28 protein-coding genes are annotated in these 24,665 nt (G+C 53.2%); 25 read left to right on the top strand and 3 right to left on the bottom strand.

Translation table 11 applies throughout. The features are described from left to right. Positions 1-83: 83 nt before the first annotated feature. The 3 genes from AC2FAJ_RS04525 to AC2FAJ_RS04515 form a co-directional block, all read right to left on the bottom strand. Positions 84-2,300 carry an AAA family ATPase gene (locus AC2FAJ_RS04525; protein WP_485453881.1) on the bottom strand — a complete coding sequence of 739 codons (2,217 nt, stop codon included), beginning with the start codon at positions 2,298-2,300 and terminating at the stop codon, positions 84-86. A 501-nt stretch (positions 2,301-2,801) separates the two neighbouring features. After that, positions 2,802-3,827, bottom strand: coding sequence for a phage portal protein (locus AC2FAJ_RS04520; protein ID WP_485453880.1), 1,026 nt, complete (start codon positions 3,825-3,827; stop codon positions 2,802-2,804). Between the two features lies 1 nt (position 3,828). Then, positions 3,829-5,598 (bottom strand): terminase ATPase subunit family protein, encoded by a 1,770-nt coding sequence (locus AC2FAJ_RS04515; protein ID WP_485453879.1) that lies wholly within the window; start codon positions 5,596-5,598, stop codon positions 3,829-3,831. A 166-nt stretch (positions 5,599-5,764) separates the two neighbouring features. On the opposite strand from AC2FAJ_RS04515, the gene AC2FAJ_RS04510 reads away from it, so the two are divergent. The 25 genes from AC2FAJ_RS04510 to AC2FAJ_RS04390 all read left to right on the top strand — a co-directional run bounded on the left by AC2FAJ_RS04510 (position 5,765) and on the right by AC2FAJ_RS04390 (position 24,629). Continuing rightward, positions 5,765-6,619, top strand: a complete 855-nt coding sequence (locus AC2FAJ_RS04510) for a GPO family capsid scaffolding protein (protein ID WP_485453878.1) — start codon at positions 5,765-5,767, stop codon at positions 6,617-6,619. A gap of 55 nt (positions 6,620-6,674) precedes the next feature. Beyond that, positions 6,675-7,742, top strand: coding sequence for a phage major capsid protein, P2 family (locus AC2FAJ_RS04505; protein ID WP_485453877.1), 1,068 nt, complete (start codon positions 6,675-6,677; stop codon positions 7,740-7,742). A gap of 3 nt (positions 7,743-7,745) precedes the next feature. Then, positions 7,746-8,501 carry a phage terminase small subunit gene (locus AC2FAJ_RS04500; protein WP_485453876.1) on the top strand — a complete coding sequence of 252 codons (756 nt, stop codon included), beginning with the start codon at positions 7,746-7,748 and terminating at the stop codon, positions 8,499-8,501. Between the two features lie 99 nt (positions 8,502-8,600). Further along, complete coding sequence (locus tag AC2FAJ_RS04495) at positions 8,601-9,107, top strand: head completion/stabilization protein (protein ID WP_485453875.1); 507 nt, start codon at positions 8,601-8,603, stop codon at positions 9,105-9,107. After that, the gene (locus AC2FAJ_RS04490) at positions 9,107-9,310 is read left to right on the top strand and encodes a tail protein X (RefSeq protein ID WP_248248888.1); all 204 of its coding nucleotides are present in this window, start codon (positions 9,107-9,109) and stop codon (positions 9,308-9,310) included. Before AC2FAJ_RS04495 ends, AC2FAJ_RS04490 begins: the two co-directional genes overlap by 1 nt. Continuing rightward, the gene (locus tag AC2FAJ_RS04485) at positions 9,301-9,522 is read left to right on the top strand and encodes a hypothetical protein (protein WP_001354073.1); all 222 of its coding nucleotides are present in this window, start codon (positions 9,301-9,303) and stop codon (positions 9,520-9,522) included. Before AC2FAJ_RS04490 ends, AC2FAJ_RS04485 begins: the two co-directional genes overlap by 10 nt. Further along, the gene (locus tag AC2FAJ_RS04480) at positions 9,506-10,015 is read left to right on the top strand and encodes a lysozyme (RefSeq protein ID WP_485453874.1); all 510 of its coding nucleotides are present in this window, start codon (positions 9,506-9,508) and stop codon (positions 10,013-10,015) included. Before AC2FAJ_RS04485 ends, AC2FAJ_RS04480 begins: the two co-directional genes overlap by 17 nt. Next, a complete protein-coding gene (lysB, locus tag AC2FAJ_RS04475) occupies positions 10,012-10,437 on the top strand; it encodes an Rz-like lysis system protein LysB (RefSeq protein WP_038421124.1) in 426 nt (141 codons plus the stop codon). The genes AC2FAJ_RS04480 and lysB overlap by 4 nt, the downstream gene beginning before the upstream one ends. Further along, on the top strand, positions 10,325-10,570 hold the full coding sequence (gene lysC / locus AC2FAJ_RS04470) for an Rz1-like lysis system protein LysC (protein WP_074173243.1): 246 nt from the start codon (positions 10,325-10,327) through the stop codon (positions 10,568-10,570). Before lysB ends, lysC begins: the two co-directional genes overlap by 113 nt. After that, positions 10,533-11,000: a phage tail protein gene (locus AC2FAJ_RS04465; protein ID WP_485453873.1), complete on the top strand. Its 468-nt coding sequence runs from the start codon at positions 10,533-10,535 to the stop codon at positions 10,998-11,000. The genes lysC and AC2FAJ_RS04465 overlap by 38 nt, the downstream gene beginning before the upstream one ends. Then, the gene (locus AC2FAJ_RS04460) at positions 10,993-11,442 is read left to right on the top strand and encodes a phage virion morphogenesis protein (protein WP_485453872.1); all 450 of its coding nucleotides are present in this window, start codon (positions 10,993-10,995) and stop codon (positions 11,440-11,442) included. Before AC2FAJ_RS04465 ends, AC2FAJ_RS04460 begins: the two co-directional genes overlap by 8 nt. 118 nt (positions 11,443-11,560) lie before the next feature. After that, the gene (locus tag AC2FAJ_RS04455; protein ID WP_485453871.1) at positions 11,561-13,093 is read left to right on the top strand and encodes an AAA family ATPase; all 1,533 of its coding nucleotides are present in this window, start codon (positions 11,561-11,563) and stop codon (positions 13,091-13,093) included. Between the two features lie 81 nt (positions 13,094-13,174). Next, positions 13,175-13,816 (top strand): phage baseplate assembly protein V, encoded by a 642-nt coding sequence (locus AC2FAJ_RS04450; RefSeq protein WP_485453870.1) that lies wholly within the window; start codon positions 13,175-13,177, stop codon positions 13,814-13,816. Continuing rightward, a complete protein-coding gene (locus AC2FAJ_RS04445) occupies positions 13,813-14,163 on the top strand; it encodes a GPW/gp25 family protein (protein ID WP_023333109.1) in 351 nt (116 codons plus the stop codon). Before AC2FAJ_RS04450 ends, AC2FAJ_RS04445 begins: the two co-directional genes overlap by 4 nt. Positions 14,164-14,168: 5 nt before the next feature. Next, entirely contained in the window at positions 14,169-15,077 is a 909-nt protein-coding gene (locus AC2FAJ_RS04440) for a baseplate assembly protein (RefSeq protein WP_485453869.1), read from the top strand. Further along, positions 15,070-15,603, top strand: coding sequence for a phage tail protein I (locus tag AC2FAJ_RS04435; protein WP_032678191.1), 534 nt, complete (start codon positions 15,070-15,072; stop codon positions 15,601-15,603). Before AC2FAJ_RS04440 ends, AC2FAJ_RS04435 begins: the two co-directional genes overlap by 8 nt. A gap of 7 nt (positions 15,604-15,610) precedes the next feature. Further along, positions 15,611-17,542, top strand: a complete 1,932-nt coding sequence (locus AC2FAJ_RS04430; protein WP_485453989.1) for a tail fiber protein — start codon at positions 15,611-15,613, stop codon at positions 17,540-17,542. After that, on the top strand, positions 17,542-18,150 hold the full coding sequence (locus AC2FAJ_RS04425) for a tail fiber assembly protein (protein ID WP_485453868.1): 609 nt from the start codon (positions 17,542-17,544) through the stop codon (positions 18,148-18,150). The genes AC2FAJ_RS04430 and AC2FAJ_RS04425 overlap by 1 nt, the downstream gene beginning before the upstream one ends. A 150-nt stretch (positions 18,151-18,300) precedes the next feature. Next, positions 18,301-19,494: a phage tail sheath protein gene (locus AC2FAJ_RS04420; RefSeq protein WP_485453867.1), complete on the top strand. Its 1,194-nt coding sequence runs from the start codon at positions 18,301-18,303 to the stop codon at positions 19,492-19,494. A gap of 12 nt (positions 19,495-19,506) precedes the next feature. Then, positions 19,507-20,025: a phage major tail tube protein gene (locus AC2FAJ_RS04415; protein WP_047647542.1), complete on the top strand. Its 519-nt coding sequence runs from the start codon at positions 19,507-19,509 to the stop codon at positions 20,023-20,025. A gap of 60 nt (positions 20,026-20,085) precedes the next feature. Next, positions 20,086-20,394 carry a phage tail assembly protein gene (locus tag AC2FAJ_RS04410; protein WP_032678188.1) on the top strand — a complete coding sequence of 103 codons (309 nt, stop codon included), beginning with the start codon at positions 20,086-20,088 and terminating at the stop codon, positions 20,392-20,394. A 32-nt stretch (positions 20,395-20,426) separates the two neighbouring features. Next, on the top strand, positions 20,427-20,549 hold the full coding sequence (locus AC2FAJ_RS04405) for a GpE family phage tail protein (protein WP_000763321.1): 123 nt from the start codon (positions 20,427-20,429) through the stop codon (positions 20,547-20,549). After that, entirely contained in the window at positions 20,539-22,986 is a 2,448-nt protein-coding gene (locus AC2FAJ_RS04400; protein WP_485453866.1) for a phage tail tape measure protein, read from the top strand. The genes AC2FAJ_RS04405 and AC2FAJ_RS04400 overlap by 11 nt, the downstream gene beginning before the upstream one ends. Positions 22,987-22,998: 12 nt before the next feature. Further along, positions 22,999-23,463 (top strand): phage tail protein, encoded by a 465-nt coding sequence (locus tag AC2FAJ_RS04395; RefSeq protein ID WP_023333118.1) that lies wholly within the window; start codon positions 22,999-23,001, stop codon positions 23,461-23,463. Then, entirely contained in the window at positions 23,460-24,629 is a 1,170-nt protein-coding gene (locus AC2FAJ_RS04390; RefSeq protein ID WP_485453865.1) for a phage late control D family protein, read from the top strand. The genes AC2FAJ_RS04395 and AC2FAJ_RS04390 overlap by 4 nt, the downstream gene beginning before the upstream one ends. The last annotated feature ends 36 nt before the right edge of the window (positions 24,630-24,665 follow it).

Genomic DNA, 24,665 nt, shown 5'->3' with positions numbered 1-24,665 from the left:
CGCCAGTACAACCGCTACCGCTTCGGGCGTTGGGAGACGGTGCGCAAGCACCGTCGTTCATACCCGAATCGATAATATGCGGCCTAAGCGGTAGCGATTTCCTCATCGATTTCATCCATCATTTTAGCATAATGTTTTTCATCTCCTGTTGCTGAGAATATACTTTTTAGCTGTTTGAGGTACTTGTCTGGGTCAATGTCACCCATATCGGTGATATTCACAGAGTCAGAATGAGAACCTCGGTTTATGTATCGATAAAACGCCCTAAAATCGCTATTGTTCTCATCTTTTTCGAGTTTAGTTAGTTCATCTTGTAAGGAGTCTGTTCTGTGAACAAAGCCAAAATAGTATTCTAAAATGTTTCTCATTATGTTTGGTATTATGATTTTATTGACTTTTTCTTCTTTAGCGTCTTTTAATATTTGCCAAAGTGATTGATACTCATTTTGTATACTATTTTTTTGTATTTCGGTGATGGTGCTAAATTCATTCTTTGTGATTCTGAAAAGACGGTAATCACGCTTGAACTTTTTGTCATCTTTACTTTTAGGAGATAATTTTATCAACTCATGGAAAAAATAGAGATTGTGAGTGAGTATTAGTATTTTTTTTGTGGTTTCATTTTTGATTAGTTCATGATGAATGATTGATGCTATATCATAAACATAATTTTGTGAAAGGCTAGATATTGGGTCATCAATGATTATTAAATTATCTCTGTTATCTTCGTCGTTTTTATCCGTTTTCCCTTTGCAACATTCCAAGAAATAGAGAAAAGTGATTAATGTTTTCTCTCCTTCACTAAGGGATTTGTATACATCATCATTTTCATCTTTGTCTGAACGGGAAATGATGTACATATCCTTATTTTCTTCGTGTTTTTTTACACTAAAGCCATATATGCCTAAACTTTTCAGTCTCAAGTTGATAGACTCGATTGTTTCATCGATGTTCGAAATCTGTTCTCTCAGTTCTTTAATGTTTTTAGTAATGTCCTTTCCTTGATTTTCAATTTCTTTCATTTCATCAAGAATCTTTTTGTGGTTATCTTGAAAGCTCTTTTCGTGAGCAGCTAAGGCATTTAATTCTGGATTGCAAAAGTTTCTAAGAGCTGGCCATATTTTACTTTTAACTGCGTTTTCGGTTTCCTTGAACTTTGCAACTTTAAGATTAATATCTTTAATTATTGTATTATAATCTGCAATGCACTTAATTATCTTTTGTTCGATTGACTCATCACTCTCAAGTATGATGATAGATGAAGGGTTATGAAGTTTGCTGATTATTAGATCTATATTCCTACTTGCAATTTCATCTAAAATTTTGATGTGAGAAGTGGTGATTTCTCTATCCTCTTCAGTTATCAGTTCACAAGTAGATATTTCTTGAGTTAATTTTTGATAAATTGGTTTCGTAGCTAACTCATAAGCTGATTTAATTGCGCTTATTTGATTTGTTTTATCAGAGTAACTTTCATCAAAGATAGACTCAATTGCCTCTATGAATTTAGCATTGATTGTGTTTTCTTGGCAGAATGGGCATAAATTATCTTTGAGATAAAGTTCTTTCCCTTTTTTTACCCAGTCAAGATTTTGAAGTCGTTTTATTGTTTCTGATAAATAACTGTTACTTGAGTCTATAATAGGTGTGGCTAATAGTTTCTTATCTTCTTCTGAAAGTGCAAATGCTAACAAAGCAGTGATGAGAGGTATTTCTTTATTTTTGTACTTTATCAGTTCGCTGTACTCTTTAGATAGTTGCTCCAAGTTTGCGATTGGTAATGCAATCGTTTTTTGTAATTGAGCGAAAAAAGCCTTTTTGCTCCCTAGTGGACCTCGCATGACGTTTTTTAGATCAGACGATCTTATCGATTCTGTTTTTACCCAAATGGCCTCGATGCAGTCATTTTCTTTGGTGTTTTGTTCTTCTTTTAATTTTGTTGCTGCATCTCTTTTATTCCGGTATTGTTCTTTTAAATCTTGTCTTAAGCCTTCTTTTATTGCTAGATCTTTTTCTATATCTGCATTTTTCTTACTGAGAGTGAATACACCTTTTTGTTCTTTTGCATGATAGAAGTTATCTTCGATAAATTTTGAATTATAAACGATTGGGCGATAGTCGTTTAGTAATGGACATTCGCATTCTGCAAAATCTTTGTGGGTCGTATTGTAAAAGAAATTTGAGATTGTAGATTTCCCACAACCGTTTTGACCATATAGAATATTTATTTTCTTTGAGAGGTCTACATTCGTGAAAATGTTTTTATTGTAACTTGTGACATTTTTTAGCCTAAGTTCCATATTTACGCCTCATTTGTCATATATGATTTGTGTGTAGTGTTAGGTTGCTAACTAGCCCCCTAAAGCATAAAGATCTATCTTAAGTCTGTGGGGGTTTCAAGCGCAAAAATAGTAGGGCTCATAACTACTTATAATTTTAGTGATATAGCGCAACCTTGAGTTGAAAATCATTCAAATTCAGCAGCTTTAGCAGTGCATGACATCGGTGCGTGAATTTGCATACATTTTTTATTAAGGAGTTTACCTGCCAGCACTAGCACTGACGCGGTTCGGCACTTCAGATGCACGTGCATTAAATCCGCCACATTAAGCGGGCAGGCGAGGCGGGGATAGCACTGCGCGCCGGACGTGGTGACAGGATTTATTTTGCGCGTCTGTGCGCGTCGTGGCGGCGCGCTGAGCGGAGAGGTTGAATCGTTGGCGGCGGCGGGGTTGCGTGGCATGTGCGGCGTCTGGTGAGGTCTGAGGATATGCCGCCCGGAGGCGGCATTTTGTGCGGGGTTAATCGGTCTCGATGTTGTAATCCTTAAAGCGGATCACCTCCATCCCGAGCCAGTCGTTTATCTCTTTGAAGCGCTCCTGCAGCGGCGTCAGCTCGTTACGTACAAATACCCGCGCCACCTTCTCGATATCCCCCATCGAGCCGATATTTTCAGGCTTGCCGCCCATGAGCTGGAACGGCACGCGGTGCGCGTCGAGCAGGTCGGCGGCGCTGACCTTCTTGATGTTAAAAAAGTCATCCTTCGTGGCGACTTCACTCAACGGCACGATTTTAATGCCATCCGGTTTCCCGTTCGGGGCATAGAAAAACAGGTTTTTAAAATTCCCGAGTCCTTTCGAGTCGCGCATCGCGGAGCGCAGCGCCTCAACGTCGGTGCTGCTTTGCGCCGCGTCGGTCACGTACATGATGTAACCCGCGTGCGCGCCGTTCTGGTAATACTTGCGACGAAACAGCGTGGCGGATTCATTCAGCCAGGCGGAATTAAGCGCGCTCAGGTATTCCGGCATCCCGTAGAGCTCCTGATTGATATCGGGCTCAAGCAGATGAAACACCGAATCGGGGGCAAACTGGTGCGGGTGCGTGTAGTCCGACACGTACCAGTAAACGCCATCCTCAACGCCACGGCGGGTGTATTTGGCCGGGGAGGTTTCCAGTTTAAAGAGCTGGCCGGTCACGCTCATGCGCTTTTCGAGATAGCCGTTTGCAAACACCAGATAATCAAGCACAAGGCGGCTGAAGTCCTGACGCGACAGCAACGGGTGCGGGATAAAGGTGCTGGTCAGAATGTTGCGCTTCACGTAAATCGGGGAGCTGTGGTGTACGGCGGCGCGCAGGCTTTTTGCCAGTCCCGAGAAGTTGACCGGCGGCTCGTACCATTTGCCGTTATTGATGCACTCGACATAGTCGAGGATGTCGCGGCGATCCAGAACGGGCGACGGCTCGCCAAAGGTGAATGCCTCCATTTTCTGCGGCGCGCTGGCGGTCATGCTGGTCTGTTTTGGCTGTTTCTTTTGGCGTTTTTTCATCTTAGTTAATATCCAGAATTGAGATTGATTGCATACCGCTACCGGCGGAAAGCGGCTCGTTTAACAGGGCGTGCATGGTCGCCCACGCGATATCCGCGTGGCTGGCTTCCTCGCTGCGGCTGGCTTCATAGGTGGCGCTGCGGCCGCTGCTGGTCATGGTTTTGCGGATTGCCATAAATGACTGAGTGATGTCGGTCGCACCGGCGTCGTATTCCAGACACCCGCGGCGAATGGTGTCTTTTGCTTTCAGCACCATTGCGGTTTTCATTTCCGGCGTGTAGCGGATGGCGCGCGCCGCCGGGAAGAATGAGCGCACGAGCTGGTAAACACCTTGGCCGATGCCGGTCGCATCGATGCCGATATAGTCGACGGTGTATTTCTCGGTCAGCGCCCGGATGGCCTCGGCCTGCGCGGCAAAGTCCATGCCTTTCCACTGATGACGCTCAAGGATGCGGAACTTGCCACCGGCAACCAGCGGCGGAGCCAGTACCGCGCACCCGGCGCTGTCACCGGTGTGTGACGGGTCATAGCCAATCCAGACCGGTCGCCAGTTAAACGGACGGTCGGCGAACGGCTCGAAGTCCTCCCATTCTTCCATCGCATCAACCATGCAGCGCTGCAGCTCCTCGAACGGGAATACCGATGCCTTATCGTCGACGAACTCGCACATAAAAAGGTTACGGAAGTCATCCGCGCTGTTTTCCTGCTTAAGCTGGTCGAGGTTGAACAGGGTGCAGCCACCGGCGAGTGCGTCCTCAATGGTGACAATCTGCCGCCACTGTCCATCGCCGCACAGCACGCCACCGGCAAGCGCTTGATGACTGATATCGATGTCGACACGTTCGTCGCGGTTGCTGCGGCCACGGTTAAACAGCTCGCCAGACCAGAACGGGTACGCGCCGTGCGCCAGCGTCGACGGGGTCGAAAAATAGGTTGTGCGCAGGTGCGACTGCGAGGCCATGCCCGAGGCGACTTTGCGCAGCTTCTGAAAATTGGGGATCCAGAAAATTTCATCGACGTACAGGTCGCCGTTGTGGCTCTGCGCGGTGTTGGAATTGGTACCGAGAAAAATCAGCTCAGCGCCATTGTTGCCGATGACGATCGGGTCGCCTGAAAGGTCGACGTCAACCAGACGGGCAAAGGCGATGATGTACTTACGGAACACGTAAGCCTGCGTTTTACTGGCTGACAAAAATATCTGGTTTTGCCCGGTCCTGAGCGCGCGCAGGAGGGACTCGCGCGCAAAGTAGAATGTCGCGCCAATCTGTCGAGATTTCAGGATGTGGCGGATGCGGTGCTCTAATCCCGCTTTATGCCAGTGGAGCTGATAGTCAAACGACTGGTCGAAGAAAATCTCTTCCAGCTTCCCGATAGCCTCTTCGCTGAAATAATTGCGTTTCGGCTTTTTGCGATCCCCTTTGTTGCGGCTGGCGATATTGGGGTTTAAATCCACCTCGTTTCCGGTCTGGCCGTAGCGGTTAACGCGCGCGAGACGCTCCATCTGGCGCGACAGAAAATCAGCGACTTTGAAGTCATGCGGCGTCAGGTCGGGCTTTGCGTAGAGCTGGATAAGTCTCGCCTCTAAAGTCGATTCCACGCGGTTAATCGGCGCGGTTTCTTCCCATCCATCACGCTGTTTCCAGCTATGCACCGTCGGGCGCTTGAGCTGCAGCATCTCGCAGATTTGCGGGACGGCGAACCCCTGCCAGTACAACAGCCGCGCCTGTCGTCGCGGGTCATTTAGCAGAGAAAGGTCAGTTGAAATGGTCATGCTTGCCTCGTTTTGGGAGTGACGTGGCAAGGCTAAGGAAATGGGGAGGGATTCGCGCTAAGTGCCTGTTGTATCAGATCTAACAGGAGCGCAAGCGGTGGCTGATACGGGTCAGAGTCGGGAAACTAAACCCGACCCGAAAACCCAACATCAGGACACCTGAACAATGGCAAAGAAAGTTTCTAAATGGTTTCGCATCGGCGTCGAGGGTGACACCTGCGATGGCCGTGTCATCAGCGGCGATGATATTCAGGATATGGCCGACACGTTCGACCCGCGCGTCTACGGCTGCCGCATTAACCTTGAACATATCAAAAGCCTGTTACCTGACAGCCCGTTTAAACGCTATGGCGATGTGACCGAGCTCAAGGCGGAGATTATCAGCGATGACTCTGCGCTTAACGGCAAAAAGGCACTGTTTGCCAAAATTGCCCCGCTTGACGAGCTGGTCAGCATGGTGCGCGCCGGGCAGAAGGTTTACACCTCCATGGAGATCCGCCCGAACTTCTCGAACAGCGACAAGTGCTACCTCATCGGGCTGGCCGTCACCGATGACCCAGCAAGCCTAGGTACCGAATACCTTGAATTCTGCAGCCGCGCCGCGCAGAACCCGCTCGCCGGTAAAAAAGACCAGCCGGACGACGTTTTTTCTGTCGCCTCACTGGCTGAGCTGGAGTTTGAGGACGTTCCCGACACCATGTTCAACAGCCTTACCGATATGGTTAAGGCCATTTTCAGCCGGAAGCAGGTCAGCGATGACGCGCGTCTCGCGGATGTGCATGAGGCCGTGACCACCATCACCGAGCAGGTGCAAACCAATTTCAGCGCCACCGACCAGCGCATCACCGAGCTGGAGACCGCTTTTGCGCAGCTTAAGCAGAATGTGACCAGCAAGGCGGAAGAAAGCGCGCAGGCGTTTAACGCCCTCAAAAGCTCCCTCGATAACACCGAAAGCCAGAGCCAGCCGCGCCGCGAACTTTCAAAAGGCGGTACGGGCGACGAGCTGCTGACCAACTGCTGATAACGCGCCGGGCGTGCTGCCCGGCCTGAACCCTTTTACCCGAACAGGAAAAACCATGCGTAAAGATACCCGTTTCAAATTTAATGCCTACCTGTCCCGCGTCGCGGAGCTGAACGGTATTTCCACCGATGACGTGGCGAAGAAATTCACCGTCGAGCCGTCGGTCACGCAAACCCTGATGACCACCCTGCAGATGTCATCCGCGTTTCTGACCAAAATCAACATCGTGCCGGTTGACGAACTGAAGGGCGAAAAAGTCGGCGTCGGCGTTAACGGTACGATTGCGAGCACCGCCGACACCGCCGGTGATGATGAGCGTAAGACAGCTGACTTTACCGCGCTGGAGTCCAATAAATACGAGTGCGACCAGATTAACTTTGACTTCCATATCCGCTACAAACAGCTCGACCTGTGGGCGCGATTCCAGGACTTCCAGACCCGTATCCGTGACGCCATCATCAAACGTCAGTCCCTCGATTTCATCATGGCCGGTTTCAACGGCATCGAGCGCGCGGCGACCTCCGACCGTAAAAAAAATCCACTGCTGCAGGACGTGGCGATCGGCTGGCTGCAGAAGTACCGCAATGAAGCGCCCGCGCGCGTGATGTCAAAAATCACCGACGAAGAAGGTACGGTGATTTCTGAAGTGATCCGCGTGGGTAAAAGCGGCGACTATGCGAACCTCGACGCGCTGGTCATGGATGCCACCGGCAACCTGATTGACGAGATTTATCAGGATGACCCGGAGCTCGTCGTCATCACCGGCCGTAAGCTGATGGCGGATAAATATTTCCCGATCGTCAACAAAGAGCAGGCAAACACCGAGTCGCTTGCCGCTGACATCATCATCAGCCAGAAGCGAATCGGCAACCTGCCAGCCGTGCGCGTGCCTTACTTCCCGGCAGATGCGCTGATGGTGACGCGTCTCGACAACCTGTCTGTCTACTTCATGGATGACGCGCACCGTCGCAGCATCATCGAAAACCCGAAAAAAGACCGCATCGAAAACTACGAGTCAATGAATGTTGACTACGTGGTCGAGGCTTACGCCGCCGGTTGCCTGATTGAAAACATCAAGCTCGGTGACTTCACCGCCCCTGCAGCGCCGGAAAGCGGAGAGTAAGCCATGACGAGTCCCGCAGCGCGTCACATGATGCGGGTCTCGGCCTCTGAAACTGCGCAGCGGGCTGCTGTCCCGCTGCGCAATGCAACTGCCTATGAGCAGATGCTCGTTAAGCTGGCCGCAGACAACCGCACGCTAAAACAAATCAGCTCTAAAGAGCGTAAAGCCGCGAAAAAGCGCGAGCTGTTGCCGTTCTACCTGCCGTGGGTGGCTGGCGTCCTCGAAAACGGCAAAGGCGCACAGGATGACATTGTCATGATGGTGATGCTCTGGCGTCTCGATGCTGATGACATCGCCGGGGCGCTGGAAATCGCCCGTTACGCCATGACCTACGGCCTCACCATGCCGGTCGGTCGCCGTCCGACGCCGTGCCTGCTGGCCGAAGAAGTAGCACTGGCCGCGCAGCGCCTGCTGACGGCAAAACAGCCGGTCAATCTGGCGAACCTGCTCAACACTATCGCGCTGACTGAACACGCGGATATGCCCGATATCGTGCGTGCGAAGCTGCACAAAATCACCGGCTACGTGCTGCGTGATGCGGAGCAACTGCCGGAGGCGCTGGCGCACCTGCAGCGTGCGATCCAGTTAGAAAGCACTATCGGGGTGAAAAAGGATATTGAGCAGCTGGAGCGCCAGCTCAGGCCAAAACCCGAACCGGCACCGAAAACAAAAACGACTCAACCGCGCACGCGCAAAGTCGCCGCTAAACCCGCGGCACGGCGCGGGCGTCCACCAAAGGCGGCAAAAGCCGCAGGTTAACCGAGCGCTCCCCGAGCCGGGCGGCACGCCGGTCAACGCGGGTATTTATTGCCCTGACTGCGACCGGCGTCCACCGCCCACCCATTACCCGAGGTTGTCATGACGACGCTGATTATTGAGCCAAAAAAAGAGCCGCAGGATGTGCCGGGCGTGGTGATACCGCCACCGGGCGTGAGCGAGCCGGTAATCAAAAACACCCCGTTTTTTCCTGACGTGGATCCGAAGCGCGTGCGGGAAGAAATGCGTTTAGAACAGACCGTTTCCCCCGTGCGCCTGCGCCGGGCGATTAAGACCGCCATTGCGGAAACTAACGCGGAGCTGAGCGACTGGCGCGAAAGTCAGCTCGATGCCGGTTACGCCACGCTGGCGGATGTCCCGACGGACAAGCTCGACGGCGAGAGTGTGCGCGTTTTCCACTACTTCAACGCCGTGTGCTCGATGACGACGGCCACGCTTTATGAACGTTTACGCGGCGTGGATGCGACCGCCAAAGGGGACAAAAAAGCCGACAGCATCGACAGCACTATCGATGAAATGTGGCGGGATATGCGCTGGTCTGTGGCGCGCATCCAGGACAAAGCGCGCTGCATTGTGGGGCAAATCTGATGAAAGCGTATGCGCTGCAGGGCGACACCCTCGACGCGATTTGCGCCCGGTACTACGGGCGCACTGAGGGCGTGGTCGAAACCGTCTTAGAGGCTAATCCCGGCCTGTCTGAGCTCGGTGTGATCCTGCCACACGGCACGGCAGTAGAATTGCCCGAGACCGAGAGCGCGGCCACTACCGAAACGGTGAATCTATGGGACTGAGTATGGAAAAAATTACCACGTTTATCGCCTACTGGCTGGCCGTGGGGCTGGCGTATGTCGGGGCAATGTCTCCCGAAAAGATGGCGCTTTACGTGGGCGGCGGATGCGCCATTTTTACCGCGCTGACGAACTACTGGTTTAAGCGCAAGACGTACCTCTACCTGACATCGCTCGGACTCGATAAAGGGGCTATTCGTGAAATCAATCGTTAAAAAATGCAGTGTGGCCGCCGTGCTGGCGCTGGCAGCGCTGATGCCTGACTTTCGTCTGCTTAACACCTCGCCCGGGGGGCTGGCGCTGATTGCCGACCTCGAAGGTTGTCGCCTGACGCCTTACCAGTGCAGCGCGGGAGTGTGGACGTCGGGCATCGGCCACACTGCAGGCGTCGTGCTGAAGGGAGAAATCACCGAGCGGCAGGCGGCGGAGAATCTCGTCGCGGATGTGCTGAACGTCGAGAAACGTCTGGCCGTATGCGCGCCGGTGAAAATGCCGCAGCACGTTTACGACGCGCTGGTCAGTTTCTCATTCAACGTGGGAACCGGCGCGGCCTGCCGCTCGACGCTGGTCTCGTTTATTAAGCGCCAGCAATGGCCGCAGGCGTGCGACCAGCTCACCCGCTGGGTTTACGTGAATGGCGAAATTAACAAGGGGCTGGAAAACCGTCGCGTGCGCGAGCGTGCTTACTGCCTGAGGGGGATTCAATGAAAGTGATGTTGTTTTTACTGGCCGCGCTTATTGCGGTTGTGCTCTGGCAGCGTCATGAAAACGGCAACCTGACGCGCTCGTTTGAACGGGCGAACAGGGTCGCTACGGAACAAAAAACCGCAATCGGAATGCTGAAAAATCAGCTTTCCGTTTCGCAGGGAATTGCCAGGCGAAATGAAACCGCGCAGGTCAGTCTACGCGGCGAACTGCTGGCCGCCGGTGCAATGGCCGTGCGGCGTGAAGAAACCATTACGAGGCTGATTAATGAGAATGAAACCTTACGCCGCTGGTACAGCGCTGAGCTGCCTGATGTTGTGCGTCGGCTGCACACCCGCACCGCCTGTGCCTCCGCCGGTCATTGTTTACAGCGCCTGCCCGAAGGTGAGCTATTGCCCGATGCCGGGAAGCGACCCGGCCACTAATGGCGACCTGAGCGCCGATATTCGCAGGCTTGAGCACGCGCTCGCCGCCTGCGCGCTGCAGGTTGAAACCGTCAAAGACTGTCAGGATAAACTCGATGAAGAAAGCACTCAGCCTGCGCGAAGCGCTGATTAAAGCCGTCCCGCAGCTTGAAACAAACCCCGAAATGATGCGCATCTTTGCCGATGAGGGGAATATCGATGCGCGTCTCGCGGCCTCGCTGTCGCACGAGAAAATTTACACCCTGAATGTGATCGTGTGTGACTTTGTCGGCGACCCTGACCTGATTTTCGTGCCGGTGGCCGCATGGCTCAGGGAGAACCAGCCGGATATCTGCACGCTCGATGACGGCCGCAAAAAGGGCTACCGTTTCCAGATGGATTTGAACGACGGGGACAGCGTCGATATCAGCATCAGCCTGCAGCTCACCGAGCGTACCCTCATCAAAGAGGAAAACGGCGCGCTGCACGTAAGCTATGCCCCTGAGCCGCCGCTGCCGCAGCCCGTTACCCGGCCAAAAGAGCTTTATATCAACGGCGTACTGGTGAGCAAATGGGATGAGTGACTTTAAGCCCTTTGACGACAGGCTCAATGGTCTGATTGCTGCCCTGTCACCAGCTGCACGCCGTAAGCTGGCCGGAGAGATAGCAAAGGAGCTGCGCAAGTCGCAACAGCAACGTATCAAGCTGCAGAAAGCCCCGGACGGCTCACCGTATCAGGCGCGAAAGCGTCAGCCTCTCAGGGCTAAAACCGGGCGGATTAAACGGGCGATGTTCCAGAAGCTCCGCACAAGCCGCTACATGAAAGCCACTGGCCACGAAAATACCGCGGTGGTGGAATTCTCGGGTAAAGTGCAGCGCATTGCGCAAGTTCACCAGTACGGACTCTTGGACAAACCAGACCGTAATAGCCATGAAATACCATATCCAGTAAGAAGGTTATTGGGGTTTTCAAAAGAAAATATTCGATTCATTGAAAAAATCATTTTAGAACACTTTGCTAAGTGAATGTTGAGATGTATAGCGCAAAAGCATGAAAGTGATACGTGTAAGCTGTTAATGCTTGAATTTTTTCTACAAAATCATTATAGATAAAGCCTAAAAATCGTAGCTTTAAAGGGATTCTATGAGCGAGCCAGTTTATCTTGAAGATGTTTTTAAGCTTTCAGGTATACCAACAATCACTTTTGTTGAGCCTAATGAATATAAAAATTTATATGTTTCCATCCGAACGGCAGGTCGTGGGGTCATAATAGAAGGGCCGTCTGGTATTGGTAAAACAACCTGTGTTAGACAGGTTGTTGATAAGCTCAAGGCTGAGCCTAGCCAGAGAATAATCAAAGAGTTTACGGTGCTGTCAGGCCGGAAGAAACAAGATGTTGTGAAGATAAAGTCTATTCTTAGTGAAGAGGATTTCGGTGGGGTTATAATTGATGACTTCCATAAGCTTGAAGATGGCTTAAAACATCAGATTTCTGATTTATTAAAGAATTTAGCTGATGAACAATCGGAGAAATCAAAATTAATAATTATCGGGATTAATAAGACAGGTAAATCTCTGATTGATCTCTCGCCAGATTTACTAAATAGAATTTCCATTGTGAAGTTTGAGTCAAATCCAGAGCATAAAGTAAGAGAGCTTTTGGAAAAGGGTGAAAGTGCACTTAACTTTTCTTTGAATGTTAAAGAAGATATTGTGAGTGATTCTGATGGAGCATTTCACATTGCTCAAATGTTAGCACATAATGCTTGCTTGCAAGCGAACATCACTGAAAGGCTTGACGAGCCTCTCACAACTGATATTAGTTATGAATCGCTTAAGGAGACTGTAATTCAGGAACTCAGCTACCGATTTAACGATATAGTTGTGCGCTTTGTTAAAGGTCAGCGAGTCAAAAAAGGTAGCAGAGCACCTTATCTTCATGTTTTATATTGGTTATCTAAGGAAGAGGAGCGGTCCTTAAATCTTGAAAGTTATTTAATTAACAATCCCAACCATCGCAATAGTGTAGGCCAAATCTTAACAAGGGGGCATCTTAAAACTCATTATGATAGCTATGCTCCTTTTTCAGATGTTATACATTATAATGATGAAACTACAGAAATATCAATTGAAGATCCAAAGTTTTATTATTATATAAAAAACATTTTGTGGTCTAAGTTGGCGGAAAAAATTGGCTTTAATTCCTTTGATTTTAAATCTAAATATGATTTTGCATTGTCATTTGCAGGGGTTAATAGAAGTCACGCGGAATATTTACATCAAAAATTGATTGATTGTGAGCTGTCTGTATTTTATGACTTTAATGAGCAGGCAAGAATACTATCTGAAGATGTTGAGCAATACTTAGCTCCGATTTATCGTAGTGAGTCTGCATTTGTTATTCCTTTTTTAAGTGTGGATTATCCAAGCAGGATATGGTGTAAGTTTGAGAGCGATGTTTTCAAGGATAGGTTTGGTGAAGGGTGTATAATTCCTTTGCGCTATAGCGACTGCCCGGCAGGTATGTTCGATACCACTAATGGTATTGGTGGTTTTACGCTTGATATAAAAGAAGATATTAATAAACAGTTAGATAAATTTACTGAGCTTCTTATCGATAAGATTTGCGAAAAAAGAGTGCAGTTAAATAGCGAGGAAGATCAGGAGACTACTTAACAGTTTCATTTCAATGTTGTGTTCTGGTTAGTACACTCAGCTTTAATTGCCGCTGGCGTCGCCCGGCGGCATCCTTTCCCCATGAATAATCTAAATTCTCTGCAGGAAATCGCACGCGCGATCCGCAACCTTATCCGCACCGGCATCGTGACTGACGTCGACCACGACGAGGGGCTTTGTCGTGTCCAGACCGGCGGGATGCAAACCACCTGGCTGAACTGGCTTACCTGTCGCGCCGGTCGCGCGCGCGTATGGTGGGCTCCGTCCGTTGGTGAGCAGGTGCTTTTACTGGCTGTCGGCGGCGAGCTCGATACGGCGTTTGTGCTGCCCGGCATTTTCTCTGACGACCATCCCGCGCCGTCTGCCTCCCCTGATGCGCTTCACATGTCCTTTCCTGACGGGGCAATTATCGAGTACGAGCCCGAAAACAGCGCGCTCACCGTATCCGGCATCAAAACCGCAGACGTCACCGCGTCTGAGTCCCTTACGGCCACCGTGCCGGTGGTGCTGGTGAAAGCGTCGAGTCGCATCACGCTCGATACGCCGGAGGTGGTTTGCACCAACAAGCTGACGACCGGCACGCTCGAAGTGCAGAAAGGCGGCACCATGCGCGGGAATATCGAGCACACCGGCGGGACGCTGAAATCAAACGGCGTGCAGGTGGATAACCACGCGCACGGAAACGTACAGAGCGGCGGAAGCTGGACTAAGGGGACGCAATGACGGTGCGTTATCTGGGAATGAACGGCCAGACCGGCCTCAGTATCTCTGAGGTCGAGCATATCCGGCAAAGTGTGCGCGACATTCTGGTCACGCCGGTTGGCTCGCGCGTCATGCGCCGTGAATACGGCTCGCTTCTGTCGCAAATGATTGACCAGCCGCAGACTCCGGCGCTGCGCCTGCAGATTATGGCCGCGTGCTATTCCGCGATCCAGAAGTGGGAGCCCCGCGTCAGCCTCACGACCATCACCTTTGAACGGTCGGAGACCGACGGCGGGCTGTATGTCGATATCACCGGCACGCGCTCCACCGGCGGCCAGCCTTTTTCACTCACCATTCCACTGAGTTAAACGCTATGGCAATTGTTGACCTTAACCAGCTCGCCGCGCCTGACGTCGTGGAAGAACTGGACTATGAAACCATCCTGAGCGAGCGAAAGGCGACGCTCGTCTCGCTCTACCCGGAAGACCAGCAGGACGCGATTGCGCGCACGCTGTCGCTTGAGTCCGAGCCGCTGGTGAAGCTGCTTGAGGAAAACGCCTACCGGGAAGTTATCTGGCGACAGCGCGTCAACGAGGCCGCGCGCGCGGTCATGCTGGCCTACGCCACCGGCGCAGACCTCGACCAGATAGGCGGAAATTACAACGTCCAGCGCCTTGTCATCACCCCTGCAGACGACACGACGTTACCGCCGACGCCTGCCGTGATGGAGTCGGACACCGACTACCGTCTGCGCATTCAGCAGGCATTCGAGGGGCTGAGTACCGCAGGCTCTACCGGCTCCTATCAGTTTCACGGCCGCAGCGCTGACGGGCGGGTCGCCGATATTTCGGTCATCAGTCCCGAGCCTGCTTGCGTGACGGTCACGGTGCTGTCACGCGAAAATAACGGCGTGGCGTCTGACGAGCTGCTCGCCATTGTGCGCACCGCGCTGAACGATGAGGACGTCAGGCCGGTAGCAGACCGCGTGACCGTGCAGTCGGCGAACATTGTCGACTACAAAATCACCGCGTCCCTTTACCTTTATCCCGGACCCGAAAGCGAGCCGGTGCTCAGTGCGGCGAAAACTAAGCTGCAGGCGTATATCACCGCGCAGCACCGCCTCGGGCGCGATATCCGCAAATCAGCGATTTATGCCGCGCTCCACGTCGAGGGCGTGCAGCGCGTCGAGCTGGCCGAACCGGTGGCCGACATCGTGCTCGATGACACGCAGGCGTCATGGTGCAGCGATTACAGCGTGACTATCGGGGGCAACGATGAATGATACCCGCCTGCTGCCGGTGGGTTCGTCACCGCTTGAGGTGGCGGCGGCGCGCGCCTGCGCTGAGATTGAAAATACCCCCGTTCCGCTGCGTCGCCTCTGGAGTCCTGACGACTGCCCGGCAAACCTGCTGCCGTGGCTGGCGTGGGCGTTTTCCGTTGACCGCTGGGATGAGAACTGGCCGGAGGCCACAAAGCGCGATGTGATCCGCGCGGCGTGGTTTATTCACGCGCACAAAGGAACGATTGGGGCAGTGCGCCGCGTGGTGGAGCCCCTCGGCTACCTGATTAACGTGTCCGAGTGGTGGGAAACGAACGACCCGCCCGGCACGTTTCGCCTCGATATCGGTGTGTTAGAGACCGGCATCACCGAGGAAATGTATTACGAGATGGAGCGGCTCATTGCGGATGCAAAGCCAGCCAGCCGCCATCTTATCGGCCTCAACATTATTCAGGATGTGCCGGGCTATCTCTACACCGGCGCGCTGACGTATGACGGCGACATCATCACGGTTTACCCGGATAAGTGAGAACACCATGATAGTAAAATATAAAACGGTCATCACCAAAGCCGGTGCGATTAAGCTTGCTGCAGCGACCGTCCCGAACGGGAAAAAAGTGAATTTTTCGGCGATGGCCATCGGTGACGGTGGCGGCACATTGCTGGTGCCTGATGCCAGCCAGACAAAGCTCGTCAATGAAGTCTGGCGCCATACGCTGAACAAAATCAGCCAGGACAACAAACATCAAAACTATGTGATCGCGGAGCTGCTCATCCCGCCTGAAACCGGCGGTTTCTGGATGCGCGAAATGGGGCTCTATGACGACACCGGCACGCTGATTGCTGTCGGCAACATGGCGGAAAGCTACAAGCCGGAGCTGGCGGAAGGGTCAGGCCGCGCGCAGACCGTGCGTATGGTCATCATGGTAAGCGATATCGAGTCAGTCGAGCTGACGATTGACACCTCAACGGTGATGGCAACGCAGGACTATGTCGACGATAAACTCGCAGAGCATGAGCAGTCCCGCCGTCACCCTGACGCCACGCTTAAGGAAAAAGGGTTTACTCAGCTAAGCAGTGCGACCGACAGCACATCTGAGACGCTCGCCGCGACGCCGAAAGCTGTTAAGTCGGCGTATGACCTTGCTAACGGGAAATACACTGCTCAGGACGCGACTACGACGCAAAAGGGTATCGTCCAGCTCAGCAGCGCCACCGACAGCGCGTCTGAGAGCGTCGCAGCGACGCCGAAAGCAGTAAAGACGACGTATGACCTTGCCAATGGCAAATATACGGCTCAGGACGCGACCACGGCGCAAAAGGGTATCGTTCAGCTCAGTAGCGCGACCGACAGCGTGTCTGAGACGCTCGCCGCCACGCCTAAAGCGGTCAAGGCGGCGAATGACAATGCGAATGACCGTGTGCCATTAGCTCGCAGGGTTAACGGGCGGGAACTCTCTCAGGATATCGATATCACCGCGCAGGATATTTTCAACGGTCAGGCTGTGGTAATTGGTAATGCTGTGGATTTGAATAGCGTCACCACGCCGGGACTGTATTATCAGGCGTCAAATGCGCAGGCGCAAACCGGGCGTAACTACCCTGAGTCTGTTGCCGGATCGCTGGAGGTGTATAAACACGCAGGAGTCACGCAGGTTTACCGGATATATGCGGATTCACGCTCTTATATTCGCACGTTCTACAGCGGTACATGGTCAGCCTGGGCAAAACAATTTGACACAGCAAATAAGCCCGCCCCGGCAGATATTGGCGCGGTATCTGAGGCAGGCGGGAATTATAACGCTACATTCAGATTTGGTAGCGTAGGAACGGTGCCTACCGAAAAAAATACGGCGTCGCTTGTCAGTGCTCAGGGTGGAGCTGGCAGCATTGTCTCTGGCGCAGTTTTCCAATGGTACGATAATTCGATGGCCATCGGCCTTACCAGAGGTGCAAGTTACGATGCTACTGGGTTTGCGATTTGGTTGAACAACAAGAACCTTTTCAATATTGATTACGCCGGGAATGTGGGTATTGCGGGTAATATAGTTACTAAAAGCATCTATGCTGATTACGTACAAACATCCGGAGATCTGCGCTCCGAGCGCAATATCAGCAGTAAGGGGATAATTGAGGCAGGAGGTGGATTATTTGACACTCCTGGAGTGCGAGTATATTCACCAAATAATCTGCCACCTCAGCAGGATTTAAGTCCTTATGCAACAACAGCATGGGTGAACGGGAACTTTGCTACCTCAGCATGGACGGTCGCTAACTTCTTGCAAGGGGGGATCCGACTGGCTTCACCGGGTACAGCAGATAACGGAAATAATGATGGTAATTATGCCTATGCGCCAAATGGTGCTGTCGTTACTGCTGTAATGCAAAAGACAAACTATACAGCGGTTCAATATCGTTATGTCCAATATAACATCGGCGGAAACTGGTACACAGCCTGGGTGGCCTAATGACAATGCAATCTGGAGTGTTTAAACAATATGACCCATTAGAGCAATGGGGGAAATATACTGCGGCGGAGGTAGCTAAACTTTCGGCGGAGGAACTCGAATTATATTACATTGCCAAATCACCACAAATGAATATCGTTTTTCTGAAAGATGAAAATGGTAATGACTGGTATCAGTGGCTTAAGACACTTTCAAAAGAAACGTTGAAAGTCTCTTTCTGTCCTGACTCGAAAGAAATTATTCATTTTTCATATGATGCGAGCACGATTTTTCCGGTTAATCAGATTGTCGTGGAAATCCCGCCGGAGAATGTGCCGTATGAATTTACCGCAGCGGGAGAAAAAGCATTAGGCGGCGCGTTTCATTTTGTTGATGGTGAAATTACTGCCGCGCCGGTGGATTATGAGGCAGAGACACAACGCAAAAAACTGGAGCTGCTGACTCAGGCAAATAACGTCATCGCCACGCTGCAGGATGCGGTTGAACTGGATATGGCGACAGAGGAAGAAACCGCGAACTTGCTGGAGTGGAAGAAGTACCGTGTCCTTCTGAGTCGGGTCGATGTTAATGAACCGGTCTGGCCGCCACTGCCTGAGGCTGCGACTTGAGTCAGTTAACCGTGTTTTGAATGATTAACCGAAGCCCTCCACCCGGAGGGCATTTGTTTGTTGTTTTATCCCTCCACCAACGCCATCTCATCGCACCCGCAGAACACACAACAGAAAATAGTCGCACCCCCTAACCACGGAGTTAAACAGATGGGCGACTATCATCACGGCGTCGAGGTCATCGAGATTAACGATGGCACGCGCACCATTTCCACCGTCTCGACGGCCATCATCGGCATGGTCTGCACGGCCAGCGATGCTGAAGACAAGACGTTTCCCCTTAACGAGCCGGTACTGATTACCAGCGTGCAAACGGCTATCGGTAAAGCAGGTAAAAAAGGCACGCTGTCAAAATCCCTGCAGGCCATCGCCGACCAGTGCAAGCCGGTCATTGTGGTGGTGCGCGTTCCCGAAGGCACCGAAGACCCGGAAGACCCGGAAGCGGCGCAGAAAGAAACCATTTCCAACATCATCGGCACGACCGACGAAAACGGCAAATACACCGGGCTGAAAGCGCTGTTAACGGCGAAAACCGTCACCGGCGTTAAGCCGCGCATTCTCGGCGTGCCGGGGCTGGATTCTCAGGAAGTGGCGACCGCGCTTGCGTCGACCTGCCAGAGCCTGCGCGCGTTCGGTTACGTGAGCGCGTGGGGTTGTAAGACCATTTCCGACGCCATCAAATACCGTGAGAATTTCAGCCAGCGCGAGCTGATGGTCATTCACCCTGACTTTCTGGCATGGGACACCACGACAAACGAAACCCAGACCGCATGGGCGACCGCCCGCGCGCTCGGCCTGCGCGCCAGAATCGACCAGGAAACCGGCTGGCACAAAACGCTGTCCAACGTCGGCGTCAACGGCGTCACCGGCGTCAGTGCCTCGGTATCATGGGATTTGCAGGAGCAGGCCACCGACGCCAACCTGCTGAATCAGGCCGGGGTGACAACGCTCATCCGCAACGACGGATTTAAGTTCTGGGGCAACCGTACCTGCTCGGACGATCCGTTATTCGTGTTTGAAAACTACACCCGCACGGCGCAGGTGCTGGCCGACACGATGGCGGAAGCGCACGCGTGGGCGATGGATAAGCCCGTTTCCGCAACGCTCATCCGCGACATCGTCGCCGGTATCAATGCCAAATTCCGCGAGCTGAAAAACAACGGCTATATCGTTGACGGCTCATGCTGGTACGACCCGGAGTCAAACACCGTGGAAACCCTGAAAGCCGGGAAGCTGTATATCGATTACGACTACACCCCCGTCCCGCCGCTGGAAAATCTGACCCTGCGCCAGCGCATCACCGATACCTATCTGGCAGACCTGTCAGACTCGGTCAACAGCTAAGGAGCTCAGAGCATGGCGTTACCGCGCAAACTGAAATACCTGAACATGTTTAACGACGGTCTCAGCTACATGGGCGTCGTTGAATCCGTCACCCTGCCAAAGCTGACCCGCAAGCTTGAGAAATATCGCGGCGGCGGGATGCCGGGCTCGGTGTCGATTGACCTCGGCCTCGACGACGACGCGCTGTCGCTTGAGTGGACGCTGGGCGGCCTGCCTGACGTCGCTCTGTGGGCGCAGTACGCATCACCGGGTGCCGACAGTGTGCCGCTGCGCTTCACCGGCTCATTCCAGCGCGATGACACCGGCGATATTTCTGCCGTTGAGGTGGTCATGCGTGGCCGTCACAAGGAGTACGACGGCGGCGAGAACAAACAGGGCGAAAGCGGCACGACCAAAATCGCGACCGAGTGCTCGTACTACCAGCTCACGATCGACGGCAAAGAGGTCATCGAGATTGACGTCGTCAACATGGTGATGAAAGTCGACGGCGTCGACCGTCTCGCTGAGCACCGCCGGGCGATTGGCCTGTAACCTGTTAACCGGTCAGCCAGGCTGGCCGGTCACTTACTCATACTCAAAGAGAGCAACATCATGGAAAACATCAACGAAACCGCCACCACCGAAAACGAAAATCCGAACATTGTGATCCTCGATAATCCCGTCATGCGCGGTGAGCAGAAAATCGAACAGGTGACCGTGACTAAACCCAACGCAGGAACCCTGCGCGGTGTGAGTCTGGCCTCGCTGGCAAACTCGGACGTCGATGCGCTGATTAAGGTGCTGCCGCGTATGACGTACCCGGCGCTGACCGAGCATGAGGTCATGCGTCTGGAAGCGTCAGACCTGATTTTGTTCGCCGGTAAGGTGGTCGGTTTTTTGTCGCCATCTTCGGCTCGCTAACCTTTCCGGATAACCTTTCGGTCGATGACCTGATGGCGGATATCGCGGTGATATTTCACTGGCCGCCATCAGAGCTGAATTCCCTGAGCGTGACCGAGCTCATCACATGGCGCGAAAAAGCGCTGCAGCGAAGCGGACACCACCATGAGCAATAACGTCAGGATTGAGGTACTGCTGAACGCAGTCGACCGGGCAAGCCGACCGCTTAAAGCTATCCAGAATGCCAGCAAGACCCTTGCCGGCGACATCCGCACTTCTCAAAACAGCCTGCGCGATCTGAATGCGCAGGCGTCCCGGATTGACGGATTCAGGAAAGCGAGCGCACAGCTTGCCGTGACCGGCCAGTCGCTTAACAAGGCGAAACAGGAAGCCGCCGCGCTGGCCGTCCAGTTTAAGAACACGGAAAACCCCACTAAAGCGCAGGCGCGGGCGATGGAGGCGGCAAAGAAATCCGCAGCTGACCTGCAGCTCAAATACAACAGCCTCAGGCAGTCGGTGCAGCGCCAGCGCACGGCGCTCGCGCAGGCTGGCATAAACACCAGAACTCTGTCGGCGGATGAGCGCCGCCTGAAAACCAGCATCAGTGAGACGACCGCACAGCTAAACCGGCAGCGCGGGGCACTGGCGCGGGTCAGTCAACAGCAGGCGCGACTGAGTCGCGTTAAAGAGCGTTATCAGGCTGGTAAATCTCTTGCCGGAGGCGCTGCAGCGGCAGGCGCGGCGGGCGTCGGTATCGCCACGGCGGGAACGATGGCCGGAGTGAAATTACTCACACCCGGTTATGACTTTGCACAGAAAAACTCTGAGCTGCAGGCCGTGCTCGGGGTAGAGAAACAATCACCCGAAATGGAGGCGCTGCGCAAACAGGCGCGCCAGCTCGGGGACAATACCGCCGCGTCTGCAGACGATGCGGCGAGCGCGCAGATTATCATTGCGAAAAGCGGTGGGGATGCCGCAGCGATTCAGGCGGCGACGCCGGTCACGCTGAATATGGCGCTGTCTAACCGTCGCTCGATGGAAGAAAACGCCGCGCTGCTGACGGGTATGAAATCCGCGTTTCAGATGTCAAACGACCAGATCGCACACATCGGCGACGTGCTGTCGATGACGATGAACAAAACGGCCGCTGACTTTGACGGGCTGAGCGACGCGCTGACGTATGCTGCGCCGGTGGCAAAAAATGCCGGGGTCAGTATCGAGCAGACCGCCGCAATGGTCGGCGCGCTACATGACGCCAAAATCACCGGCTCGATGGCGGGAACGGGCAGCCGTGCCGTCCTGAGTCGCCTGCAGGCTCCGACCGGTAAGGCATACGAGGCTATCAAAGAGCTCGGCGTTAAAACGTCTGACAGCAAGGGCAACACGCGCCCGATATTCGCCATTATGAAAGAAATGCAGCGCAGTTTTGAGAAAAATAATCTCGGAACAAGCCAGAAAGGCGAGTACATGAAAACCATTTTCGGTGAGGAAGCCAGCTCGGCAGCGGCGGTGCTGATGACCGCTGCCTCAAGCGGCAAACTCGACCAGCTCACGGCGGCGTTTAAAGCCTCGGACGGGAAAACCGCTGAGCTGGTCAAAATCATGCAGGACAACCTCGGCGGCGACTTCAAAGAATTCCAGTCAGCCTATGAGGCCGTCGGTACTGACCTGTTTGACCAGCAGGAGGGCTCACTGCGTGAGCTCACTAAAACCGCCACGAAATATGTTTTAAAGCTCGACGGCTGGATCACCAATAACAAAACACTTGCGTCAACCATCGGGTTGATTGCAGGTGGTGGGCTGGCGCTGATTGGCGTGCTGGGCGGGATTGGCCTGATAGCGTGGCCGGTGGTAACGGGCATCAACGTGATTATAGCCGCTGCCGGTTTTCTCGGTACAAATCTGGCCGCAATGGGAACGGCCATTGTTTCGGTGCTCGGGGCGCTTACCTGGCCGATTGTCGCTATTGGGGTTGCCATCGTCGCCGGTGCGCTGCTTATTCGCAAATACTGGGAGCCAATAAGCGCATTTTTCTCAGGCGTGGTTGAGGGACTTAAAGCGGCCTTTGCGCCGGTGGCGGAAATTTTCGCACCGCTTGCGCCGGTGTTTGATTCTTTCATGGAGAAGTTACGCGGGGTCTGGCAGTGGTTCAAAGACCTGATCGCACCGGTTAAGGCGACGCAGGATACGCTCGACAGCTTCAAAAATGCGGGTGTGATGTTCGGTAAGTTGCTGGCCGAAGCGCTGATGTTGCCGCTCAAAAGCTTTAATACATTGCGTACCGGCGTTAACTGGCTGCTGGAAAAGCTCGGGGTTATCAATAAAGAATCGAGCGACCTAGACCAGAAGGCCGCAAAAGCCAACGCCGCCACCGGCTCGCAAAAGGGATCTTATATTTCGGCCACCTCGGCATATGGAGGGTATCAGGCATATCAGCCAGTAACGGCTCCCACCGGAAAGACTTACGTCGACCAGAGCAAGCCAGAATATAACATCAACCTGAATGGTGCCATCGCGCCGGGCAGCGACCTTGACCGGCAGCTCCGCGAGGCTGTCGATAAACTCGACCGTGAAAACCGTGCGCGTCAGCGCTCAAGTATGCGTCATGACTGAGGGGGATAAAGCATGTTAATGGTTTTGGGCTTATTTGTGTTTGAGCGTCGCACGCTGCCCTATCAGTCCATGCAGTATTCGAAGGATTACCGCTGGGCGTCAAACGACCGTATTGGCAAGCCACCGGCTTACCAGTATCTCGGGGAGGGGGAAACCACGAGGACGCTTTCGGGCGTGCTCTATCCCGAAATTACCGGCGGACGTCTGTCACTGACCGCCATTGAGCTGATGGCAGACGAGGGGCGAGCATGGCCGCTGATAGACGGAACGGGCATGATCCACGGCATGTATGTCATCGACAAAGTGACGCACACGCACACCGAGCTATTCAGCGACGGGGCGGCGAGAAAAATCGAGTTTAGCCTTTCGCTTAAACGGGTCGATAAATCGCTGGCGGCCATTTATGGCGACCTGAAAACGCAGGCCGACAATCTGGTCACGTCTGCCGGTGACTGGCTGGGAGGGCTGGCAGGATGATTACAGGTATGGATATTCAGGCCGGGGCGAAGATAGCCCCGGCGTTTATGCTCAAGCTGGATAACGACGATATCACGCAGGATTTTAGTGACCGACTTATCAGTCTGACCATGACCGACAATCGCGGATTCGAGGCCGATCAGCTCGATATCGTGCTCGATGATACTGACGGCCAGATAGCTTTGCCGCCGCGCGGAGCAACCTTGACCCTGTGGTTAGGCTGGCAGGGTGCAGCTCTGATAAAAAAAGGGATGTTCACGGTCGACGAAATCGAGCACAGGGGCGCGCCTGATACGCTGACTATCCGGGGACGCAGCGCCGATTTTCGCGGGTCACTGAACTCGCGCCGGGAGCAGTCATGGCATGACACCACGCTCGGGCAAATTGTGGAGACGATTGCGGCACGCAATAAGCTGACGCCCAGCGTGGCCGACACGCTGAAAGCTGTCGCAGTGCCTCACATTGACCAATCGCAGGAATCCGACGCGGTGTTTCTGTCCCGCCTGGCCGACCGGAACGGGGCGGCGGTTTCGGTAAAAGCGGGGAAACTGCTATTCCTGAAAGCGGGTAGCGGTAAGACGGCCAGCGGGAAGCCCATTCCGCAGATGACGCTTGAGCGCGGCGACGGCGATCGTCATCAGTTTGCCATTGCTGACCGGGAAGCCTATACCGGCGTTACGGCGAAATGGCTGCACACTAAAGACCCGAAGCCGCAAAAGCAGAAGGTGAAACTCAGGCGTAAGCCAAAAGAGCAACACCTCCGCGCATTACAGCACCCAAAAGCAACCAAAGCCCCGGCAAAAGCCAAAGCCCAAAAAGAGCAGGAGGCGCGCGAGGGGGAGTATATGGCCGGTGAGGCTGATAACGTGCTGGAGCTGACGACCATCTACGCGACAAAGGCGCAGGCCATGCGCGCCGCTCAGGCAAAGTGGGACAAGCTGCAGCGAGGTGTCGCGGAGTTTTCAATCTCGCTGGCGATTGGCCGGGCAGATTTATTTCCTGAAACGCCAATCGCGGTGAAAGGGTTTAAGCGCGTCATAGACGAGCAGGCTTGGATAATCAGCCGGGTGGTGCATAACCTTAACGGGAGCGGCTACACGACGGGCTTAGAGCTTGAGGTTAAGGTTGCTGAAGTGGAGTACGAAAGCGAAGAATTAATGCAGTGATTTGTTTTTAAGTATTTGTTATATATGGTAAAAATG

Source organism: Enterobacter cloacae complex sp. 385G4 (assembly GCF_057320665.1).
Note: the sequence above shows the minus strand (reverse complement) of the source record. Positions and strands in the feature narration are given on the sequence as shown.

What these genes read in the sequence shown, in the direction of transcription:
- AC2FAJ_RS04525 (WP_485453881.1), bottom strand. Translation starts at nt 2,300, where the DNA reads ATGGAACTTAGGCTAAAAAATGTCACAAGTTACAATAAAAACATTTTC.
- AC2FAJ_RS04520 (WP_485453880.1), bottom strand. Translation starts at nt 3,827, where the DNA reads ATGAAAAAACGCCAAAAGAAACAGCCAAAACAGACCAGCATGACCGCC.
- AC2FAJ_RS04515 (WP_485453879.1), bottom strand. Translation starts at nt 5,598, where the DNA reads ATGACCATTTCAACTGACCTTTCTCTGCTAAATGACCCGCGACGACAG.
- AC2FAJ_RS04510 (WP_485453878.1), top strand. Translation starts at nt 5,765, where the DNA reads ATGGCAAAGAAAGTTTCTAAATGGTTTCGCATCGGCGTCGAGGGTGAC.
- AC2FAJ_RS04505 (WP_485453877.1), top strand. Translation starts at nt 6,675, where the DNA reads ATGCGTAAAGATACCCGTTTCAAATTTAATGCCTACCTGTCCCGCGTC.
- AC2FAJ_RS04500 (WP_485453876.1), top strand. Translation starts at nt 7,746, where the DNA reads ATGACGAGTCCCGCAGCGCGTCACATGATGCGGGTCTCGGCCTCTGAA.
- AC2FAJ_RS04495 (WP_485453875.1), top strand. Translation starts at nt 8,601, where the DNA reads ATGACGACGCTGATTATTGAGCCAAAAAAAGAGCCGCAGGATGTGCCG.
- AC2FAJ_RS04490 (WP_248248888.1), top strand. Translation starts at nt 9,107, where the DNA reads ATGAAAGCGTATGCGCTGCAGGGCGACACCCTCGACGCGATTTGCGCC.
- AC2FAJ_RS04485 (WP_001354073.1), top strand. Translation starts at nt 9,301, where the DNA reads ATGGGACTGAGTATGGAAAAAATTACCACGTTTATCGCCTACTGGCTG.
- lysB (WP_038421124.1), top strand. Translation starts at nt 10,012, where the DNA reads ATGAAAGTGATGTTGTTTTTACTGGCCGCGCTTATTGCGGTTGTGCTC.
- lysC (WP_074173243.1), top strand. Translation starts at nt 10,325, where the DNA reads ATGTTGTGCGTCGGCTGCACACCCGCACCGCCTGTGCCTCCGCCGGTC.
- AC2FAJ_RS04465 (WP_485453873.1), top strand. Translation starts at nt 10,533, where the DNA reads ATGAAGAAAGCACTCAGCCTGCGCGAAGCGCTGATTAAAGCCGTCCCG.
- AC2FAJ_RS04460 (WP_485453872.1), top strand. Translation starts at nt 10,993, where the DNA reads ATGAGTGACTTTAAGCCCTTTGACGACAGGCTCAATGGTCTGATTGCT.
- AC2FAJ_RS04455 (WP_485453871.1), top strand. Translation starts at nt 11,561, where the DNA reads ATGAGCGAGCCAGTTTATCTTGAAGATGTTTTTAAGCTTTCAGGTATA.
- AC2FAJ_RS04450 (WP_485453870.1), top strand. Translation starts at nt 13,175, where the DNA reads ATGAATAATCTAAATTCTCTGCAGGAAATCGCACGCGCGATCCGCAAC.
- AC2FAJ_RS04445 (WP_023333109.1), top strand. Translation starts at nt 13,813, where the DNA reads ATGACGGTGCGTTATCTGGGAATGAACGGCCAGACCGGCCTCAGTATC.
- AC2FAJ_RS04440 (WP_485453869.1), top strand. Translation starts at nt 14,169, where the DNA reads ATGGCAATTGTTGACCTTAACCAGCTCGCCGCGCCTGACGTCGTGGAA.
- AC2FAJ_RS04435 (WP_032678191.1), top strand. Translation starts at nt 15,070, where the DNA reads ATGAATGATACCCGCCTGCTGCCGGTGGGTTCGTCACCGCTTGAGGTG.
- AC2FAJ_RS04430 (WP_485453989.1), top strand. Translation starts at nt 15,611, where the DNA reads ATGATAGTAAAATATAAAACGGTCATCACCAAAGCCGGTGCGATTAAG.
- AC2FAJ_RS04425 (WP_485453868.1), top strand. Translation starts at nt 17,542, where the DNA reads ATGACAATGCAATCTGGAGTGTTTAAACAATATGACCCATTAGAGCAA.
- AC2FAJ_RS04420 (WP_485453867.1), top strand. Translation starts at nt 18,301, where the DNA reads ATGGGCGACTATCATCACGGCGTCGAGGTCATCGAGATTAACGATGGC.
- AC2FAJ_RS04415 (WP_047647542.1), top strand. Translation starts at nt 19,507, where the DNA reads ATGGCGTTACCGCGCAAACTGAAATACCTGAACATGTTTAACGACGGT.
- AC2FAJ_RS04410 (WP_032678188.1), top strand. Translation starts at nt 20,086, where the DNA reads ATGGAAAACATCAACGAAACCGCCACCACCGAAAACGAAAATCCGAAC.
- AC2FAJ_RS04405 (WP_000763321.1), top strand. Translation starts at nt 20,427, where the DNA reads ATGGCGGATATCGCGGTGATATTTCACTGGCCGCCATCAGAGCTGAAT.
- AC2FAJ_RS04400 (WP_485453866.1), top strand. Translation starts at nt 20,539, where the DNA reads ATGAGCAATAACGTCAGGATTGAGGTACTGCTGAACGCAGTCGACCGG.
- AC2FAJ_RS04395 (WP_023333118.1), top strand. Translation starts at nt 22,999, where the DNA reads ATGTTAATGGTTTTGGGCTTATTTGTGTTTGAGCGTCGCACGCTGCCC.
- AC2FAJ_RS04390 (WP_485453865.1), top strand. Translation starts at nt 23,460, where the DNA reads ATGATTACAGGTATGGATATTCAGGCCGGGGCGAAGATAGCCCCGGCG.